The organism is Ruegeria sp. BA2, from assembly GCF_056539605.1.
In genome coordinates this window covers 357,696-375,244 of the sequence record NZ_JBQFVE010000004.1, presented here as the reverse complement: position 1 = coordinate 375,244, position 17,549 = coordinate 357,696, and the positions used below count along the sequence as shown (strand labels likewise).

Annotated in this window: 19 protein-coding genes; 9 read left to right on the top strand and 10 right to left on the bottom strand. The window is 58.6% G+C overall.

Annotation, left to right across the window (positions count from 1 at the left end; genetic code table 11):
- The first annotated feature begins 69 nt into the window (after window positions 1-69).
- Window positions 70-492, top strand: a complete 423-nt coding sequence (locus tag ACR0NN_RS11925; protein ID WP_170721956.1) for a tellurite resistance TerB family protein — start codon at window positions 70-72, stop codon at window positions 490-492.
- Here the strand turns inward: ACR0NN_RS11925 and dacB are convergent.
- The 3 genes from dacB to ACR0NN_RS11910 form a co-directional block, all read right to left on the bottom strand.
- Window positions 489-1,967, bottom strand: coding sequence for a D-alanyl-D-alanine carboxypeptidase/D-alanyl-D-alanine endopeptidase (gene dacB, locus ACR0NN_RS11920; RefSeq protein WP_170721958.1), 1,479 nt, complete (start codon window positions 1,965-1,967; stop codon window positions 489-491). The genes ACR0NN_RS11925 and dacB overlap by 4 nt on opposite strands.
- Before the next feature lie 67 nt (window positions 1,968-2,034).
- The gene (locus ACR0NN_RS11915; RefSeq protein ID WP_170721961.1) at window positions 2,035-2,655 is read right to left on the bottom strand and encodes a nicotinate-nucleotide adenylyltransferase; all 621 of its coding nucleotides are present in this window, start codon (window positions 2,653-2,655) and stop codon (window positions 2,035-2,037) included.
- Window positions 2,656-2,687: 32 nt separating this feature from the next.
- Window positions 2,688-3,158, bottom strand: coding sequence for an MOSC domain-containing protein (locus tag ACR0NN_RS11910; protein WP_170721963.1), 471 nt, complete (start codon window positions 3,156-3,158; stop codon window positions 2,688-2,690).
- A 138-nt stretch (window positions 3,159-3,296) separates the two neighbouring features.
- On the opposite strand from ACR0NN_RS11910, the gene ettA reads away from it, so the two are divergent.
- Together ettA and ACR0NN_RS11900 are read left to right on the top strand one after the other, a co-directional pair.
- Window positions 3,297-4,964: an energy-dependent translational throttle protein EttA gene (gene ettA, locus ACR0NN_RS11905; RefSeq protein WP_010442471.1), complete on the top strand. Its 1,668-nt coding sequence runs from the start codon at window positions 3,297-3,299 to the stop codon at window positions 4,962-4,964.
- A gap of 136 nt (window positions 4,965-5,100) precedes the next feature.
- Window positions 5,101-6,006, top strand: a complete 906-nt coding sequence (locus tag ACR0NN_RS11900; protein ID WP_170721965.1) for a hypothetical protein — start codon at window positions 5,101-5,103, stop codon at window positions 6,004-6,006.
- Here ACR0NN_RS11900 and ACR0NN_RS11895 read toward each other — a convergent pair.
- Entirely contained in the window at window positions 5,996-6,301 is a 306-nt protein-coding gene (locus ACR0NN_RS11895) for an REP-associated tyrosine transposase (protein WP_480684725.1), read from the bottom strand. The genes ACR0NN_RS11900 and ACR0NN_RS11895 overlap by 11 nt on opposite strands.
- Before the next feature lie 327 nt (window positions 6,302-6,628).
- On the opposite strand from ACR0NN_RS11895, the gene ACR0NN_RS11890 reads away from it, so the two are divergent.
- Both ACR0NN_RS11890 and ACR0NN_RS11885 read left to right on the top strand, forming a co-directional pair.
- Window positions 6,629-6,835, top strand: a complete 207-nt coding sequence (locus ACR0NN_RS11890; protein ID WP_170573203.1) for a cold-shock protein — start codon at window positions 6,629-6,631, stop codon at window positions 6,833-6,835.
- 168 nt (window positions 6,836-7,003) lie between these two features.
- Window positions 7,004-7,558: a L,D-transpeptidase gene (locus ACR0NN_RS11885; protein ID WP_170685366.1), complete on the top strand. Its 555-nt coding sequence runs from the start codon at window positions 7,004-7,006 to the stop codon at window positions 7,556-7,558.
- Here the strand turns inward: ACR0NN_RS11885 and ACR0NN_RS11880 are convergent.
- Both ACR0NN_RS11880 and ACR0NN_RS11875 read right to left on the bottom strand, forming a co-directional pair.
- The gene (locus ACR0NN_RS11880) at window positions 7,555-8,169 is read right to left on the bottom strand and encodes an SOS response-associated peptidase (RefSeq protein WP_170721967.1); all 615 of its coding nucleotides are present in this window, start codon (window positions 8,167-8,169) and stop codon (window positions 7,555-7,557) included. The genes ACR0NN_RS11885 and ACR0NN_RS11880 overlap by 4 nt on opposite strands.
- Window positions 8,170-8,178: 9 nt before the next feature.
- A complete protein-coding gene (locus ACR0NN_RS11875) occupies window positions 8,179-8,799 on the bottom strand; it encodes an arylesterase (protein WP_170721971.1) in 621 nt (206 codons plus the stop codon).
- Between the two features lie 69 nt (window positions 8,800-8,868).
- On the opposite strand from ACR0NN_RS11875, the gene ACR0NN_RS11870 reads away from it, so the two are divergent.
- Complete coding sequence (locus ACR0NN_RS11870; protein ID WP_170721974.1) at window positions 8,869-9,564, top strand: ATP-binding cassette domain-containing protein; 696 nt, start codon at window positions 8,869-8,871, stop codon at window positions 9,562-9,564.
- Window positions 9,561-12,089 (top strand): FtsX-like permease family protein, encoded by a 2,529-nt coding sequence (locus ACR0NN_RS11865; protein ID WP_170721976.1) that lies wholly within the window; start codon window positions 9,561-9,563, stop codon window positions 12,087-12,089. The genes ACR0NN_RS11870 and ACR0NN_RS11865 overlap by 4 nt, the downstream gene beginning before the upstream one ends.
- Window positions 12,090-12,091: 2 nt before the next feature.
- Here ACR0NN_RS11865 and ACR0NN_RS11860 read toward each other — a convergent pair whose 3' ends face one another.
- Window positions 12,092-12,538 carry an Rrf2 family transcriptional regulator gene (locus tag ACR0NN_RS11860; RefSeq protein ID WP_170721977.1) on the bottom strand — a complete coding sequence of 149 codons (447 nt, stop codon included), beginning with the start codon at window positions 12,536-12,538 and terminating at the stop codon, window positions 12,092-12,094.
- A gap of 94 nt (window positions 12,539-12,632) precedes the next feature.
- Here ACR0NN_RS11860 and ACR0NN_RS11855 point away from each other — a divergent pair, with 94 nt between their 5' ends.
- A complete protein-coding gene (locus ACR0NN_RS11855) occupies window positions 12,633-13,244 on the top strand; it encodes a gamma-glutamylcyclotransferase family protein (RefSeq protein WP_170721978.1) in 612 nt (203 codons plus the stop codon).
- A 15-nt stretch (window positions 13,245-13,259) separates the two neighbouring features.
- On the opposite strand, the gene gltX is transcribed toward ACR0NN_RS11855, so the two are convergent.
- Together gltX and ACR0NN_RS11845 are read right to left on the bottom strand one after the other, a co-directional pair.
- Entirely contained in the window at window positions 13,260-14,585 is a 1,326-nt protein-coding gene (gltX, locus tag ACR0NN_RS11850) for a glutamate--tRNA ligase (RefSeq protein ID WP_170721980.1), read from the bottom strand.
- Window positions 14,586-14,645: 60 nt separating this feature from the next.
- Window positions 14,646-15,080: a DUF1801 domain-containing protein gene (locus ACR0NN_RS11845; RefSeq protein WP_170721982.1), complete on the bottom strand. Its 435-nt coding sequence runs from the start codon at window positions 15,078-15,080 to the stop codon at window positions 14,646-14,648.
- A 116-nt stretch (window positions 15,081-15,196) separates the two neighbouring features.
- On the opposite strand from ACR0NN_RS11845, the gene ACR0NN_RS11840 reads away from it, so the two are divergent.
- Window positions 15,197-16,129 carry an MBL fold metallo-hydrolase gene (locus ACR0NN_RS11840; RefSeq protein WP_170721984.1) on the top strand — a complete coding sequence of 311 codons (933 nt, stop codon included), beginning with the start codon at window positions 15,197-15,199 and terminating at the stop codon, window positions 16,127-16,129.
- A gap of 3 nt (window positions 16,130-16,132) precedes the next feature.
- Here ACR0NN_RS11840 and ACR0NN_RS11835 read toward each other — a convergent pair whose 3' ends face one another.
- A complete protein-coding gene (locus tag ACR0NN_RS11835; RefSeq protein ID WP_170721986.1) occupies window positions 16,133-17,464 on the bottom strand; it encodes an NAD(P)/FAD-dependent oxidoreductase in 1,332 nt (443 codons plus the stop codon).
- Between the last annotated feature and the right edge of the window lie 85 nt (window positions 17,465-17,549).

Sequence of the window (17,549 nt, the reverse complement as noted above, 5' to 3'; positions counted from 1 at the left end):
ACTACCAGTTGAACCTCCCCGCCCCCGCTCCTATCGTGCAGCAACCGACGTATCAATCAGGACGATCCCATGACCGAGCAAACCCCTCATCCCATGTCCCCGCAGGATTGCCTTGTGGCGATCATGGTGGCGATCTCCGCCTCGGATGAGACCATTCGCACTGCCGAGCTGGTCAAGATCGAAGGCGCGGTCAACATGCTGCCGGTTTTTGCCGGTTACGATATCGACCGCATGCGCCGTGTCTCGCAGATCGTGTTTGACCTGTTTGAACAAGAGGATGGGTTGGATGCCCTGTTTGGCCTGATCCGCGAGAACCTACCCGAGCGTTTGAATGAAACGGCCTATGCACTGGCCTGCGACGTCGCAGCCGCTGACGGTTCGCTGGCTGAAACCGAACTGCGCCTGCTGGAAGAAATCCGGTACGAACTCAGCATTGACCGACTGCACGCCGCCGCAATCGAACGCGGTGCACGGGCGCGCCACACCACTTAACTGCCGTAGATCGTTCCCCACCGCTCGATCAGAGTGCGCTGCAAGCTGCGTGATCGCCGGTTCCAGGCGCGGGCGCCATCCGGACGTTCGCGCAACGCGCGCGGGATGGTGGCCCGATGCGCCGTATCCGCCGTGAAGATCGCAAAGGCCAAATCAATCCCGTCAGGCGTGGTCAGATAGCCCCCCAGACCAGACACAAAGTTAAGCGTCCCGGTCTTCGCATCCACCTTGATGGGATGATCCTTGACCGGCCGCCCGTTTTTGTCAGCCAAAGTGAACGAGCGCAAAAGGGGCCGCAATTCCTTGGACTGCCCCGCCGCAACCAGCGCCTTGACCAGTCCCGCAGGGGCCATGCGCGACGCGCCATTGAGACCGGAATGGTCAAGCATCGCGATCCCCTCCGCGCCAAAACGCTCTGCCGCCCAAAGGTTCATCTCGGCGGCCGAGTCCTCGAGGTTCTGCGGTTCAACCCCGCGCGCCTTCGTGGCCGCCAGACCAACCATTTCAGCGGTCAGATTGGTCGAATATCTCAGCATCCCCTTCAGAATGCTCTCTAACGGGTCGCTCTGATGCACGACCAGAGCGGTCCCTTGCGGCACCTGCCGCGTCACCTGCACCCGGCCCAGGACGATGCCGTTCACCCGCGCCAGAGTGCGGAACACATCCCCGGCATAAAGCGCGGGCTTGCGCACCGGCAACCACCGCGCCCCTTCATTGCCCAGCGCGCCTTTGGCAACGGTCCAGCGATCCTGCCGCGCGCTTGGCTGATAGGTATAGATCGGCAGGCTGCGGTTCTCGACCTGCATCCGGGCCATCTCGACCGACGGTTTATAGTTCGAACTGCGCGCATCCATGGTCACGCCATAGCCAGATCCTTCGCGTTTCCACTCGAAATGCACGCGGTTGAAATTCAGGGAAATCCCGCTGATCGACGGGCTATAGCCCAGATGATCCGGCTGCCCGGGGTCGATACTGAACACATACGGCAAGGCACCGTCATAGACTTTGAACGCACCCTGCACCTCGACAATCCCGGCCTTGCGCAAATTGGCTGCCATGCTCGCCAGCGCATCAGTGTCCAGCAGCGGGTCACCGCCACCCGCAAGGATCAGGTCACCTTTCAGAATGCCGTTCTCAATGGGCCCATCCGCGATCAGGCGCGTTTCGAACCGATGCTCTGACCCCAAAACATCCAGCGCATAAAGCGCCGTCAGCGCCTTGGCGACGCTGGCTGGTGGTAGGCTTTGGCCCTCGCCGAACACCTCCAGCGGCGTTCCGGTTTCCACGTCGGCCACGGCAAAAACAACCTCGCCCCTCAGCCCCGCCGCCTTAACCAGCCGCTCAGCCCCGCTGGGTTGCGGCCCACGTAGAACAGGGCGCAGAGACACCAAAGGCGCCTCGGCCAGACCCGTGCCCGGAACCAGAGACGCCCCCAATCCACCCAGAAATAAACGACGCGAAATACGATCAACCATGGGTCTATTAGAATCCCAGAGCTTTAATGCAGACAATCACTTGATTAAGATTATGCGCCGATAGGAGTCATTCGGGCAACACCCCATCGCCCCAGATGCCGCGATTGCGAAGATCAGTTGAACTCAGATCAACCATCGGCACGTTCACGAAACACCAGGCCGGAGCGTCCGCTCGCCCCAGCAAATGCCGCGCCTGCCCATCAATGCGGTACCTGGCATAAAGCCGCGCCGCCGGGGACATCCGGGCCGAAATCCGATCGCCGGGCCGCGCCACCACGCCCACCGGGATACTGTCCATGATCAGCCGCCAGTCTTTCCAGCGATGAAACTGCGCCAGATTATCCGCGCCCATCAGCCAGACGAATCGGACGCCTGGATAAAGCCGTCTGAGCGCCGCCAACGTATCCGCCGTCGCCCGCGTCCCGGTCAGTGCTTCGATATCCGTGACCTCGACCCGCGGATGCCGCATCACATCGCGCGCCGCCGCGACCCGTTGTGCCAAGGGTGCAGGTCCGCGTTCTTTCAACGGATTGCCCGGTGACGCCAGCCACCACACCCGATCCAGCCCAAAGGCTTTCATCGCCTCTCGCGTCACATGCACATGGCCTTGATGCGGAGGGTCAAACGACCCCCCGAACAAACCCACGACCTGCCCGGGCCGCGCATATGGAATGGCATATCGCTCCATCCCCCGCTGATGTTCAGAACTGAGGCGGCTTGTCAATCAATCGGCTGCACCGCATCGCCTACCTTGACCCGTCCGGGCCGCACAAGCTCGGCGCACCATCCCCCATGCCCCCGCACAGCGGAATAGCCCCCCTCGCCCAGCGCTTCCTCCATCCGGCTGCACGGCGCACAGATCACAGTAAAACGCAAAATCGCTTCGCCCACCTGTACTTCACGCCCCTTGAGCGCCGCCAGATTGATCCCCGAAACCACCAGATTGCGCCGCAGGATTTCCGGCGCAACCGCCCCCTGCCCCAGATAAGACCCAATTACCGCCAGATGTTCTTGCTGGATCAAAGTCACCGCCCGCTTGCCTGCACGGCTGCGGTCTCCGTCGAGGCCGTCGGCTGAGATCATGACCTTATCCACCGCAATCATCTCTGCGCGTCGGTCTGGTCGAAGACCGATCCAATCAACCCGTCCCGGCTGCGCCCAACCGGCAATCAGTTCTGCAAGTTCTGCCAAAACCCCACCACTCCTTGTCGTGTCGGTTCTAGCGCATCAATCGACCATGGAAAATTCACAAAACCATCAGCTTGCCCCGCCCGCTCGCCTCGGATATCCAGCGTTTCAACCAAATTTCTCCGACCCAGAGGACGCGACATGGCCGCCTATCAATATGTCTACCACATGCAGGGTGTCTCCAAGACCTATCCCGGTGGCAAGAAGTGCTTTGAAAACATCCACCTGAGCTTTCTGCCCGGTGTGAAAATCGGTGTCGTCGGCGTCAACGGCGCGGGTAAGTCGACGCTGATGAAGATCATGGCGGGCCTCGACACCGATTTCACCGGTGAGGCATGGGCCGCCGAGGGCGCCAAGGTCGGCTATCTGCCGCAGGAACCGCAGCTAGATGAATCGCTCACCGTCCGCGAAAACGTCATGCTGGGCGTGGCCGCGAAAAAGGCCAAGGTCGACCGCTTCAACGAAATCGCCATGGAAATCGCCGAGAACTACTCGGACGAGCTGATGGAGGAAATGACCACCCTGCAGGACGCGATCGACGCCGAAAACCTGTGGGACCTCGACAGCCAGATCGACGTCTCGATGGAGGCGCTGCGCTGCCCGCCGGATGACGCCAACATCGCCAACCTCTCTGGTGGTGAGAAACGCCGCGTGGCGCTGTGCAAGCTGCTGCTGGAAGCGCCCGACATGCTTCTGCTCGACGAACCGACCAACCACCTGGACGCCGAGACCATCGCCTGGCTGCAACAGCACCTGATCGACTACAAAGGCACCATCCTGATCGTCACTCACGACCGTTACTTCCTGGATGACATCACCGGCTGGATCCTCGAACTCGACCGGGGCCGCGGCATTCCTTACGAGGGCAACTATTCCGCATGGCTGGAACAAAAAGCCAAACGGCTGGAGCAGGAAGCCCGCGAGGACAAGTCCAAGCAGAAGACCCTGCAACGCGAGTTGGAGTGGATGCGTCAGGGCCAAAAGGCCCGTCAGGCCAAATCCAAGGCCCGGATCAACGCCTATAACGAACTGGCCGAACAGTCCGAGCGTGAAAAGCTGACCCGTGCCCAGATCGTCATCCCCAACGGCCAGCGCCTTGGCGGCAAGGTGATCGAGGTTGAGGGCCTGTCGAAGCACATGGGCGACAAGCAACTGATCGAAGGGCTGGACTTTGCCCTGCCCCCCGGCGGCATCGTCGGCGTCATCGGCCCCAATGGCGCCGGTAAATCAACCCTGTTCAAGATGCTCACCGGTCAGGAACAGCCCGACAGCGGCACCATCACGCTGGGCGACACGGTCGAACTGTCCTATGTCGACCAGTCCCGCGACGACCTCAAAGACAATGACACCGTGTGGGAGGCGATCACCGGCGGCGCCGAGATCATTCAGTTGGGCGACGCACAGGTCAATTCCCGCGCCTATTGCTCGTCGTTCAATTTCAAGGGCGGAGATCAGCAGAAAAAGGTCTCGCTGCTGTCAGGCGGTGAACGCAACCGCGTCCACATGGCCCGCCTGCTGAAAGAGGGTGGCAACGTCCTGCTGCTCGACGAACCGACCAACGATCTGGACGTCGAAACCCTGCGCGCACTGGAAGACGCGCTGGTCGATTTCGCCGGCTGCGCCGTCGTCATCTCGCACGACCGCTTCTTCCTCGACCGGATTTGCACGCATATTCTGGCGTTCGAGGGTGATGCCCATGTGGAGTGGTTCGAGGGCAACTTCGAGGATTACGAAGAGGACAAAAAGCGCCGTTTGGGCCCAGACGCGCTGGAGCCCAAGCGGTTGAAGCATAAGAAGTTTGCGCGGTGAACACAGACCACAACTGAAAAATCAAAAAATGAACGAGGCCAATCCTGGGATACCGGGATGGCCTTTTTTCACGCGTCATTTTCAAAATTCTCAGAATTCTGATAACTTCACAGAAGTTTCTTTGTTTGAGAATGTTATGGCTGATCCGATTACAGCTCTCGCGGCTCCACTGATGCCTTTTCTGGACTATCTGAGGCCAAACAAATCGCCCTATGTCCTAGTATCTGTTGCAATTCTGGCATGCTTGCTGCTGCCCGATAACGCCTTGTTCGAAAACCCATTTGGATGGATGTACCATGTGCCTATCTATTTGGTGATTGCCTGCACAGTGGTCTTGTCATTTTTATACCGACCACCTGAAATCGGAAAACTTGGACCTTCAGCTTCTGGGCTTTCAGATGCCGGGCAAGATATCTCCGAGGAAACCACAATAGAGATGGATCACCAGCTAAAGTTTTCGCGGTCTTTTTGCCTTATTTGTGGAATTGCTTCGCTTTATATTCTTTTTAAGTCAGACAGCAGGGCGATTATTGAGCTGTTCATCATTCTATACCTAGCGATTGTTTTTCATATTGCGTTGTTCATGGGCTATCTTCTTTTTCGATCACTACGCGAAGAAAGTATAAACAAATTTGCGGTTTTCCAGATTGGATTCATCACGGGTATCAGCCTGCTTGGGACTTCATTGTCATATGATCAGATCAAAAAGAATGATCATTCCGTCCTTATTAATTGCTCGCAAAGATACCTGTTAGATATCGACAACAATGAAAACATTGAGAAATTCGAGAGCGAAGGGTTGTGGCCAGTCGACTTCGAAAATTTGGATTTCCCACTAACAGAGGCATTTGACAATAATTGCGCGACACAAGACACGATGTATCTCTCTGATTACGTTTATAAAATCGATCCTGAGGGGCTCACTCGAAAATTTGATTGGAAGGCGTCAAACACAGTAATTTTTGCGATCGCGTGGTTCGCCTTTGTGTCGTTTTGGGTCTTACGTTTAAGAAAATTTGTTCGCGTCGTATTTATTGATTAGCGAGAGCAGGATGGGCGCACGAACCTATCACTCCATCTTGTAGGCCAGGCTTCAGCGCGGCACCCCATCGCGTCGAATAATCCGTATCCCCCGGCGGCAAGGTCCAAACCGCGTGCAGGTGATCCGGCAACACCACAAATACATCGCACCAGAACGGCCGCTCTCTCTGCGTTGCCGCAAAGGCCGCCCGCAAATGCGCCACCTCACGCACCAGCAAATCTGACGACCGGTCGGCCAGAGACACGGTAAAAAAGTATTTGGCTCCGGGAATGCGTATCCGTCGATAATCGCTCATGCCGTGAGAGGATCATGGGCTTGGTTAACGGGCTCTAAAGGGCCGGCGTACGCGCCCACAAGATAACTTAAGCTTATCAATGTCCCGCCATTCAATAACCAAACTCATCGGCGGATTTTTGTACAAGACGGACGATTCCCCCTCAAACCCTTGTACAATCCATACAATCCGCCCTTGCCACACCGTCTGACCGATGCCATATCCAAGAGGCTTACGTTTTTCTATTTCGACCTACTGTCTCCTTCTACGGCGTTCAGTCACTCGATCCAGACAACGACGCCGGGCTGCCGCAACTCCGTGGGCAGCACCAAACAGGAGACAACGGATATGCCAGCAGGCACCGTAAAATGGTTCAACACCACCAAAGGCTACGGCTTTATTGCACCCGAAGATGGCGGCAAAGACATCTTCGTACACATCTCGGCGGTCGAGCGTTCGGGCCTTACCGGTCTGGCCGACAACCAGAAAGTCACGTACGAGCTGCGCGCTGGTCGTGACGGCCGCGAAAGTGCGGACGACATCCAGCTGGCCTAAGCCGCTGAAAGGGCAGGGTTTTTCTCCTGCCCTTACATACTGTGATCAAACTGCCTCATGTGACAGGGCATAGCTTCACAAATCGGTGTAGACGCCCCAAGTTTGCCCAAATCGGTTATCATACTGATCCGTAAGTATGATTTCTTTGCTCATTTGAGGGGTGTCACCATGTTCACACGCCGTGTCTTTCTGGCCGGTACCGCTGCAAGCCTGCTGCCGGGTGTCGCCAGCGCCAAGAAGGCGGTCGAGTATGATCCGACGCCGCAATTCGTGCGCGTTAAAAAGCAGTTCCAACCGGGGCAGCTACTGGTCGTTCCGCGGTCATTCTACCTTTATTATATAACCGAACCCCGCAAGGCGGTCCGCTATGGCTGCGGTGTCGGCAAGGCCGGTCTGGAGTTCACCGGGACAGCAACGATCGATGTTAAAAAGGAATGGCCCACTTGGCGGCCAACCGATGAGATGATCGAGCGCGACCCAGTGGCTTATGGCCGGTTCAAGGACAACGACTATGTTCAGCCCGGCGGCGGCGATAACCCCTTGGGTGCTCGGGCTTTGTATCTGTTCCAGAACGGGATCGACACCTATTTCCGCATCCACGGCACAACGCAACCGCAGACGATCGGCCGGGCGGCCTCAAACGGCTGCATCCGAATGCTGAACGAGCATGTGATCGATCTGTATAACAGAGTGCCAATCGGAACGGTCGTTACCGTGGTCTAGGCCGCCGACCAATCGACGTCGTCAGCCTCTTCAATCGTCAATCGACCTTCGGGCCAAGGGCGAGCCAAACTCTGCGCTTCTTCTTCAGCCCCATGCAACCAGCGCTGCACGTCCTGCGCCTTCAGCAGCACGCCCATCCGATGATGGATCGGCTTAACATCGGCATTGGGCGCGCAGGTCACTGCGGCAACCTGATCCACGCGCAACCCGCCCGGCGCCTCCCAAGTATCGGTGATCGCTGCAAACAGCAGCGGTGATCCGTCTTTGGCCGCGATGCGCCACGCTGTTTTGCGCCGCTTTTCTCCTGTCCATTCGTACCAGCCATCCACCGGAATGACCGCGCGCCCGACACCCTCAAATGCGCTTTTGTCAAAAACCGTCTCGGAACGGGCATTGATGATGGTCTCCATAACGGGACGTCCGCGCGCATTGACCCTGCCAACGGGGATCATGCCCCAACGCATGGTCGTCAGCCCATCGCGGGCGAGAACAACAACCTCCTGACCCGGTTGAATATTTCTGCGTGGGGGCTGCGGCCCAAGGTTGTTTTCAACGTTCAGAAAACTCGCGATTTCTGCCATTGATCGCGTCAGGAAGAACCGGCCCGGCATCGCCCCCTCCTATTCAACTGCGCGTTCTGTAAGCGCCAAGACAGAGGGGCCCAGAGACTCGACAATCCTCGTTACACCTTCAGCGTTCGGATGGATGCCATCTGGCTGCATGAACTGACGCGCAGCTTCTGGGTCGCCCTCGGTTGTGAGCCCATCAAAGAAGCTTTCCGCATAGAGCGCGCCAAATTGCTGGGCCAGCTCGGGATACATGGCATCAAAACTCTGCTTGTAGTCAGCGCCGTAGTTTCCAGGCGCCTGCATCCCGATCAGCAGCACTTGAACATCCGATGCCGCTGCAGCGTTCAGGATCGTCTCAAGATTTCCGCGTGACACGTCCGGATCGATCCCACGCAACAAATCATTGCCTCCAAGGGCCACGATCATGCCATCGACATCAGGTGTCAGGGTCCAGTCAACGCGGGCCGCACCGCCCGCAGTGGTGTCTCCGGAAACACCTGCGTTGATCAATTGAACATCCGCCCCTTCCGCCTGCAACCAGCGCTGCAATTGTGGCACAAAACCGTCCCGTTCCGGCAGCCCGTAGCCTTGCGTCAGGGAATCCCCGAGCGCTGCGATCACCACCGGCTCTGCCGTCGCTGCAAATCCGCAACAGATGAACACACACGACATCAAACCCTTGCGCAGTTTCTGTTTCGCGCCATATCCCAATGGACTGTACCCCTCTTGATGGCCTGATAGATGACGACACCTGTTCTCACCCTCCAAGATGCCGCATTATCGCTGGATGGCAATGCCGGAAGAGTGGATATCCTGCACGACATCTCACTGACAGTGAACAAGGGCGAGACACTGGGGCTGGTCGGCCCCTCCGGTTCGGGCAAGTCTTCCCTGCTGATGCTGATGGGCGGGCTGGAGCAGGCCACCGCTGGTCGCGTTAGCGCATTAGGTCAAGATTTGAACGACATGGGCGAAGATGCGCTGGCGCGGTTCCGGCGCGATGCGATGGGAGTTGTGTTTCAGAACTTCCACCTGATCCCGACGATGACGGCGCTTGAAAACGTGGCAACTCCGCTTGAGCTGGCAGGGCACAAGGATGCTTTTCAGCGCGCTGAGGCTGAATTGGATGCCGTGGGCCTGTCGCACCGACGCGATCACTACTCCGCGCAAATGTCAGGTGGTGAGCAGCAGCGCGTGGCACTGGCCCGCGCCTCGGCCCCGCGTCCACAGATTTTGCTGGCGGATGAGCCGACCGGCAATCTGGACGAAGCCAATGGATCGGCAATCATTGACCTGTTGTTCGGACTGCGTGATCGCCACGGCGCGACCCTGGTTCTGGTAACGCACAGCCATACTTTGGCACAAAAATGCGACCGCGTCGTACGCTTGCGGGATGGACGTATCGCCGAAGAATCCCAGCGCGAGGCCGCCGAATGAGCCTGCGTCTGGCCGGTCGTCTGGCGCGACGCGAACTGCGCGGAGGATTGCGCGGGTTTCGTGTTTTTCTGGCCTGTTTGGCTTTGGGCGTTGCGGCAATTGCAGCGGTCGGCATGGTGCGTCAGGCCATCCAGACCGGTTTGCAGCAAGAGGGCGCGTCGCTTCTGGGCGGGGATGCCCAGCTGGAATTCACCTATCGCTTTGCCAATCATCAGGAACGCGCGTGGATGGCCGAAACCGCGCAAGCGGTCTCTGAGGTCGTTGATTTCAGGTCCATGGCCGTGACGCGTGATGGCGCTGAAGTGCAGCGAGGGTTAACCCAAGTCAAATCGGTGGACGAAGCCTATCCACTATTAGGATCGGCCGTTTTGGAACCCGAGCTATCTTTGGCTGACGCCTTGGCTGGCACCGGTGGGCTACCCGGTGCGGTGATGGCTCCGTCTTTGATTGACCGTTTGAACCTTTCGGTGGGCGACCAGTTCGACCTTGGCACGCAGACCTTTGTTCTGATGGCTGCGCTGGAGCACGAGCCGGACGGTGCAGCAGATGGCTTTTCGCTGGGACCACGCACCTTGGTTCGAACCGAGGACTTGCAATCCTCGGGCCTGCTGGCGCCGGGCACTTTGTTCTCAACGAAATACAGAATGGATTTGCCAGCAGCAGCCCAATTGGATGCGCTGTCGTCAGAGGCAAGACAGGCCTTTGAAGGCACCGGCATGCGCTGGACTGATGCTCGCAATGGCGCGCCGGGCATATCCGAATTCGTCGGCCGCCTGAGCGCATTTCTGGTGCTGGTGGGCCTGTCCGGGTTGGCGGTCGGCGGGATTGGTGTATCGGCTGCCGTGCGCGCTTATCTTTCCCAGAAGACCGAGACCATCGCGACCCTGCGCACCTTGGGCGCGGACCGGGCGACGATTTTTCAAACCTATATGATTCAGATCGCTGTTCTGTCCGGCGTTGGTATTGTCCTGGGCTTGTTCCTCGGCGGAGCGCTGCCCATGCTTCTGGCCCCGGTTATCGAATCTCAACTCCCGATTCCGGCAGTGTTTTCGATCTATCCACAACCATTGGCGGAGGCTGCACTTTATGGCGTGCTGACGGCGTTCCTGTTTACACTCTGGCCGTTGGCCAGAACGGAAGAAGTGCGCGCCGCCACCTTGTTCCGCGATGCGCTGTCTTCAGCCCGCAGCTTTCCGCGCTTGATCTACGTCGGCGCAACAGCCCTTGGCCTTGCTGTGTTGATCGGATCCGCCGCTTGGTTCAGCGGTTCAACCCGTTTGACCTTGTGGACCAGCGCAGGACTTGCGGGGGCGCTGGCCCTGTTGGCGCTTGCCGCGTTCGCCATTCGAAAACTGGCGCGCACCGGGACACCATGGGTGCGAGGTCACCCGGCCGTGAGGTGGGCATTGTCGGCTATCTCTGACCCACGCGAAGGGGCCGCTTCGGTAGTTCTGTCATTAGGCCTCGGCCTTTCAGTCCTTGCAGCCGTGGGGCAGATCGACGGTACCTTGCGCAACGCGATCTCAGGGAACCTGCCAGAAGTTGCACCCTCGTATTTCTTCGTCGATATCCAAAAGGATCAGATGCCCGGGTTCAGCGAACGTCTGAATAATGACCCCGCCGTCAGCCGCGTTGAAAGCGCACCGATGCTGCGCGGGATTATCACCAAGATCAACGGGCAATCCGCACGCGAAGTCGCAGGTGATCACTGGGTGCTGGACGGCGATCGGGGCGTGACCTATTCGGCTCAACCGCCACAGAACGCCCGTGTCACCGACGGTGAGTGGTGGCCCGAGGACTACAGCGGCCCGCCTCAGGTCAGCTTTGCCGCAGAAGAGGCCGCCGAGATGGGGCTGAAACTGGGCGATGAGCTGACCGTAAATATTCTGGGGCGCGACATCACCGCCGAGATCACATCACTACGCGAGGTTGATTTCTCGACCGCGGGGATTGGGTTTATCATGTCGATTAACCCCTCAGCATTGGCGGGTGCACCGCATAGCTTTATCGCGACAGTTTATGCAGAAGAAGAGGCCGAGGCTGCCATCCTGCGCGATCTGGCCGGGCAATTTCCCAACATCACCGCGGTGAGAGTCAGGGACGCCATCGACCGGGTTTCGGGCCTTCTGGCGGGGCTGGCGGCAGCCACCTCATACGGCGCGGGCGTATCCCTGTTGACCGGTTTTCTGGTGCTGATCGGCGCTGCTGCCGCAGGAGAACCGGCGCGCAGATATGAGGCCGCGATCCTCAAAACTCTGGGTGCAAACCGGGGACGCATACTGCGCAGCTTTGCGCTGCGCGCGATCCTGTTGGGGGCAGCCGCTGGTTGCGTTGCCCTATTAACCGGTATCTTGGGCGGCTGGGCCGTGGCCACGTATATATTCGACACGGATTTCGCGGTTATCTGGTCGTCCGCGCTGGGGATCGTCTTCGCCGGGGTCGGCGTCACGCTGGGCGCGGGGATGGTTTTCGCCCTCAGGCCGCTGTCTGTACGACCGGCGCGCATTCTGCGCGCCAGCGACTGAGGTCAGCGCATACAGGCGACCGGCTGTAATATCTTCAGTAATTGATCATTGTCACACACCAGCGCGTCCAGCGTGATTTCATCGAGCGAGGCATAGAACACCTCAGCTGCATCCTGCAGCGCCAACCGCAACCGGCAGGCATCCGTCAGCGGGCAGGTGTTGTCAGCATCCGCAAAACACTCGGCAATCGGCAAACCGCCTTCAACATGGCGGAACACCGATCCGACACGGATCTGATCCGCCGGGCGCGCCAACGTCATACCGCCATTGCGGCCCCGTTGGGTGCTGAGATAGTCCAACTGGCTGAGCTGGTTGATCACCTGCGCCAGATGGTTTTCCGAGATGTTGCAGACTTCAGCGATCTCAGCCTTGGTGACCAGTCGATCCTGATGTGCGGCGCAATACATCAAAACCCGCACTGCAATGTTTGTCCGTTTGGTAATCCGCATGAGGACCTCCCGAATCTCACGATGAAGCCTTATTGCATGTCCCGTGAAAAGACTGTTTGACATACATCAATCGTCAAAGAAGGACGCGACGCACATGGCAGACCCCTATTTTTTCGGTTATGGCAGCCTCGTGAACCTGTCGACACACGACTTTCCCGATCCGCGCCCTGCGCGGCTGAAGGGGTGGCGGCGGGCGTGGCGGCACACCGATCTGCGCCCGGTGGCCTTTCTGACAGCAATTCCCGACCCGGATTCAGAAATCGAGGGCATGATCGCCCATGTGCCAAAAAACGACTGGGCTGCGCTGGATGAACGGGAATGGGCCTATGACCGGGTATTGGCCACGCATTCCGTAACCCATACCCTGACGCAAGAAGCAGAAATCGCAGTCTATGCGGTTCCCCATGACCGCCACACCGCGCCCAACAATCGCCATCCGCTGCTGCTGAGCTATATCGATGTGGTCGTACAGGGTTACCTGCGGGCATTTGGACCAGATGGCGCGGATCGTTTCTTTGCCACAACTGATGGCTGGGACGCACCGATTTTGAACGATCGGGCCGAGCCGCGTTATCCCCGACATCAACAGTTAAAGCCCGTTGAAACTGAATTCGTGAATGACCGGTTGCAACGCGTTTCAGCCCGGGTCTTGCAGCCCGAAGAACAAAGAAAGGCAGGCGATTTGCCTGCCTCCTTCGTTTTTTAAGGTCAACCCGGTAGGCTAGCCGCGCGCGCGGATAACCTGCAGAAGCGGCAGCAAGGAAGCCATCTCTGGCCCTCGCTCCATCCCGGTCAGCGCTTTGCGCAGTGGCATGAACAGGCCTTTGCCTTTGCGGCCCGTTGCCTCTTTCACGGCTTTGGTCCATGTCCCCCATGTCTCCGCATCGAACGGACCTTCGGGCAACAGGGCAATCGCCTCGGCAATGAATTCACGGTCTTCATCCGCGATCAATGGCTCAGCCCCTTCGCGGCACAGGTCCCACCATCCTTTGAGATCGCTCAAGGTGGTGATGTTCTCGCGCGCCATTGCCCAGAACGGTTCGGCCAGTTCTGCCGGAACGCCTGCGTCGGCCACGGCATCAGCCACATCGGCCAGCGGCAGCGATTGCAAGTGCTTCGCGGTTAGCGGGAACAGGTCCTGCACGTCAAACTTGGTCGGCGCCGCGCCAAAACGATTGATGTCAAACCCGTCGATCAGCTCGGACATATCCGAGCGCAGTTCGACCGGGTCAGACGACCCCAACCGCGCCATCAGGCTCAGCAGGGCCATCGGCTGTACACCCTGTTCGCGCAGATCGCGCAGGGCCAGAGTACCCAGACGTTTCGACAGCGCCTCGCCCTGTGGGCCGGTCAGCAGTGAATGGTGCGCGAAACGCGGACAGGTGCCGCCCAGGGCTTCGATGATCTGAATCTGCGTTGCAGTATTGGTGACATGATCCGAGCCGCGCACGACATCGGTTACGCCCATTTCGGTGTCATCGACCACAGAAGCAATCGTATACAGAACCTGACCATCTCCCCGGATCAGCACCGGATCAGAGACCGAGGCCGCATCAATCGAGATGTCGCCCAGAATGCCATCGTTCCATTCGATCCGCTCGTGGTTCAGTTTGAACCGCCAGACGCCATTGCCGCGTTCGGCACGCAGGGCTTCTTTCTCGGCATCCGACAGATTCAACGCCGCACGGTCATAGACCGGCGGCTTGCCCATGTTCAGCTGTTTCTTGCGCTTCAGGTCCAGCTCGGTCGGCGTTTCGAACGCCTCATAAAACCGGCCCATCTCGCGCAGCTTGTCCGCAGCCTCGGCATAGCGGTCCAGCCGCTCTGACTGACGCTCGACCCGATCCCAATGCAGGCCCAGCCATTCCAGATCCTGTTTGATCGCATCGACATATTCTTCCTTCGACCGCTCAGGATCGGTGTCATCGATACGCAGAATGAATGTACCGCCAGCCTTGCGAGCGATCAGATAGTTCATCAGGGCGGTGCGCAGGTTGCCCACATGGATGTAACCGGTGGGCGACGGGGCAAAACGGGTCGTGGTCATGGAGTTCTCCTGTTGGCGCGGCTCATCTCACATGGGCGCGTTTTTGTCCAGCAGGGGCTTTCAGGTAGGCTCGACCGGCCACATTGCATCCAGACGTTCAAGCCCGGCTTTGATCAGTTCACGCAGCACGTCGAGATCGATATCCGGCAGCTTGTTCACATAAAGGCAGGATTTACCCAGCTTGTGCTTGCCCAGCCTCGACAAGATGTCGCTGAAATCAGCATATCCCGGCATGATGTAAATGGAATGCGCAGCCTTGCGCGGAGAAAACCCGGTTGCCAGAAAATCCCCCTCGCGCCCTGACGTATAGCGATAGTGATATCGGCCATAGCCGATAATCGACGGCCCCCACATCGTTGGAGCATATCCGGTGATTTCTCGAAACAGCCTGTCCAGCACCTGCGCCTCTTCCGCTTTGCGCGCAGGCTGTACTGCCGCCAGAAAATCGGCGACGTTCTGCCCAGTGGGAACCGTTTTGTTCTGAGTTTGCGGCATGAACAAAAATTAACACGTAATGTTCATCCACGCAGCCCATGTAATGCGTCTATAACTGGCAAGCGACCCACGCCGAGCTAATTCCAATACTGGCGTTCTGACAGGGAGACATCGACATGACCATCAAATTGACACGCAGAGCTACTCTGGGTGCAGCAGCGGCATTGCCTTTTGCATCAGCAGCAGCCCCGGTTCTGGCGGCAGGTGAGGCGGCCAAGGCAAATTCGACCATCGCCAAATCCTTCAAGCTGGGTGATTTCACCGTTACAACTTTGCTGGACGGCAGCGTCCCCCGCGACGATCCAAAGGCGCTTTTTGCCGCCGAAGTGGCCGATGATGAATTTGCGGCTGTCTCGGCCGAAAACTTCATCCCCACTAACGTCGCACAATTCTTCTTTACCCCCACGCTGGTCCATACCGGTTCGGAACTGGTATTGTTCGACACAGGTCTGGGGCAAGGTGGAATACAGGCCGCGCTGGCTGATGCAGGCGTAACACCCGATCAAGTTGATGTGGTGGTGATTACCCACATGCATCCCGACCATATCGGCGGCATGACGACAAATGACGCGCCGACATTCGCCAACGCGCGATTTGTGACCGCCGCTCCGGAATATGATTTCTGGTCGGCCCTGGAAGCAGGGAACCGCGTCGGAGATATGGTAGCTGCGAAGGTCACACCTCAGGTCGAGAAGATGACTTTCCTGGAAGATGGCGGAGAGGTGGCGTCGGGGATCACGGCCGTCGCTGCCTACGGGCATACGCCCGGCCACACGGTCTACCATCTTGAAAGCAACGGCCAACGACTGGTGCTGACGGCGGATCTGGCAAACCACTATGTCTGGTCTTTTGCACACCCTGAATGGCCGTTCAGCTTTGACATGGATGCCGCCGCCGCAACCGCATCTCGCCGAAATGTGCTGGGAATGCTGGCTGCGGACAAAGTGCCGATGATCGGCTATCACATGCCCTTCCCGGCAGCCGGATATGTTGAAACCCGAGGCGACGGGTTCCGGTTCGTTCCGGTCAGCTATCAGATGATGGGCTAAGCTCTAATATCCAGGGTCCGGCCGCACTTTTGAGCCATCCGTGAAACGGGACAGGCGAAAGGCGGCCGGATCAACACAAGGTGCAGCTCCGGTAACCAGATCAGCCGTCAGGCGTCCAGCACCGGGGCCAATGCCAAACCCATGGCCGGAAAATCCGGTCGCAAAATGCAGGCCGGGGATTTCATCAACCTGTGAGATGACTGGGATTGCATCCGGGGTCACATCGATCATTCCGGCCCAGCTTTGGACGATTTCTGCCCCGTCCAACGCAGGTAGCGCCCTTCGGGCGCTGGCCCAAGCCCGCCGCAACACTCTTTGCGACGGTTCGGGGTCCAGAACACGGCAATGCTCGAACGGAGTCACATCGGTTGGTACCCAGGCCTTGTCCTGTTTAGCCTCGGTCACCCAGCGACCGGACAATCGAAACCTCAGCGAGCGCCATTCTTGCCGAAAGGCGGGCAGAAACTGTTTCGCAAGGCGAAAGCTATCAGGGACGATATCCACAGTGTTTTCGTGCCCCGAAGCGATGGTATATCCCCCGTCCGCGCGTTTCCGGATGGCAAACGCATCGCTCCACAGCGACACGTCGGGCCCTGCCTCTACCGGTGAGGTGCGCATGACGGTGTTCAGCACCTTGAGCTGGGGCAAATCGATCCCTGCGTTGCCTGCAAACAGACGCGACCATGCCCCGCCTGCAAGCACGACTTGGCTGCAACTTACGCGCCCACGCTCAGTGAAAACGCCAGAGATCCGACCGGCCTCAAGATCAACACTCCGGACTGCACATTGCGTCATGATTGCGGCGCCGCGTTCACGGGCCGCCTCAGTGATGGCGGGTGCCGCCCACTGCGGCTCGGCCCGACCATCCTGCGGCATGTAGAGACCCGCACGCAGCTTCATAGCGCTGTTTGGTAATAGCATTTCCAGTTCAGGCCCGGACACCATGCGTGCACCAGTTTGCAGCCCTTCAACATGCTGCAACCATCGCGCCAGATTTGCCTCATCCCTTGAACCCGATGCTCCGAACACGATCCCCGATTGGGTGTACCCCGTCGCCCGACCAAGCCGTGCATCCAGCCCTTTCCAAGCCCCGATCGCCTCTTGCATCAGGGGAATTTCGCGCGGATCACGTGTGCCCAACCGAACCCAGCCCCAATTGCGTGAACTTTGTTCGCCCGCTATTCGGCCTTTCTCGCACAACAGAACGGAAACACCACGCTCAGCCAGTTCAAGGGCTGTCGAGGTTCCAATGATTCCGCCGCCAATTACGACAACATCTACGTGTTTAGGGAGTAAAAGATCAGATTCGACGGGTGTCGGAGTAGGGCCAGGCATCAACCGCTCGGTGCTAATTCGTCAGAGCGTCATCCAGCCTGAAGACGATTGCACTGGCAATGTGCAAACGCCGTTATTCCCGCCA

What these genes read in the sequence shown, in the direction of transcription:
- ACR0NN_RS11925 (WP_170721956.1), top strand. Translation starts at nt 70, where the DNA reads ATGACCGAGCAAACCCCTCATCCCATGTCCCCGCAGGATTGCCTTGTG.
- dacB (WP_170721958.1), bottom strand. Translation starts at nt 1,967, where the DNA reads ATGGTTGATCGTATTTCGCGTCGTTTATTTCTGGGTGGATTGGGGGCG.
- ACR0NN_RS11915 (WP_170721961.1), bottom strand. Translation starts at nt 2,655, where the DNA reads ATGGAGCGATATGCCATTCCATATGCGCGGCCCGGGCAGGTCGTGGGT.
- ettA (WP_010442471.1), top strand. Translation starts at nt 3,297, where the DNA reads ATGGCCGCCTATCAATATGTCTACCACATGCAGGGTGTCTCCAAGACC.
- ACR0NN_RS11900 (WP_170721965.1), top strand. Translation starts at nt 5,101, where the DNA reads ATGGCTGATCCGATTACAGCTCTCGCGGCTCCACTGATGCCTTTTCTG.
- ACR0NN_RS11895 (WP_480684725.1), bottom strand. Translation starts at nt 6,301, where the DNA reads ATGAGCGATTATCGACGGATACGCATTCCCGGAGCCAAATACTTTTTT.
- ACR0NN_RS11890 (WP_170573203.1), top strand. Translation starts at nt 6,629, where the DNA reads ATGCCAGCAGGCACCGTAAAATGGTTCAACACCACCAAAGGCTACGGC.
- ACR0NN_RS11885 (WP_170685366.1), top strand. Translation starts at nt 7,004, where the DNA reads ATGTTCACACGCCGTGTCTTTCTGGCCGGTACCGCTGCAAGCCTGCTG.
- ACR0NN_RS11880 (WP_170721967.1), bottom strand. Translation starts at nt 8,169, where the DNA reads ATGCCGGGCCGGTTCTTCCTGACGCGATCAATGGCAGAAATCGCGAGT.
- ACR0NN_RS11875 (WP_170721971.1), bottom strand. Translation starts at nt 8,799, where the DNA reads ATGTCGTGTGTGTTCATCTGTTGCGGATTTGCAGCGACGGCAGAGCCG.
- ACR0NN_RS11870 (WP_170721974.1), top strand. Translation starts at nt 8,869, where the DNA reads ATGACGACACCTGTTCTCACCCTCCAAGATGCCGCATTATCGCTGGAT.
- ACR0NN_RS11865 (WP_170721976.1), top strand. Translation starts at nt 9,561, where the DNA reads ATGAGCCTGCGTCTGGCCGGTCGTCTGGCGCGACGCGAACTGCGCGGA.
- ACR0NN_RS11860 (WP_170721977.1), bottom strand. Translation starts at nt 12,538, where the DNA reads ATGCGGATTACCAAACGGACAAACATTGCAGTGCGGGTTTTGATGTAT.
- ACR0NN_RS11855 (WP_170721978.1), top strand. Translation starts at nt 12,633, where the DNA reads ATGGCAGACCCCTATTTTTTCGGTTATGGCAGCCTCGTGAACCTGTCG.
- gltX (WP_170721980.1), bottom strand. Translation starts at nt 14,585, where the DNA reads ATGACCACGACCCGTTTTGCCCCGTCGCCCACCGGTTACATCCATGTG.
- ACR0NN_RS11845 (WP_170721982.1), bottom strand. Translation starts at nt 15,080, where the DNA reads ATGCCGCAAACTCAGAACAAAACGGTTCCCACTGGGCAGAACGTCGCC.
- ACR0NN_RS11840 (WP_170721984.1), top strand. Translation starts at nt 15,197, where the DNA reads ATGACCATCAAATTGACACGCAGAGCTACTCTGGGTGCAGCAGCGGCA.
- ACR0NN_RS11835 (WP_170721986.1), bottom strand. Translation starts at nt 17,464, where the DNA reads ATGCCTGGCCCTACTCCGACACCCGTCGAATCTGATCTTTTACTCCCT.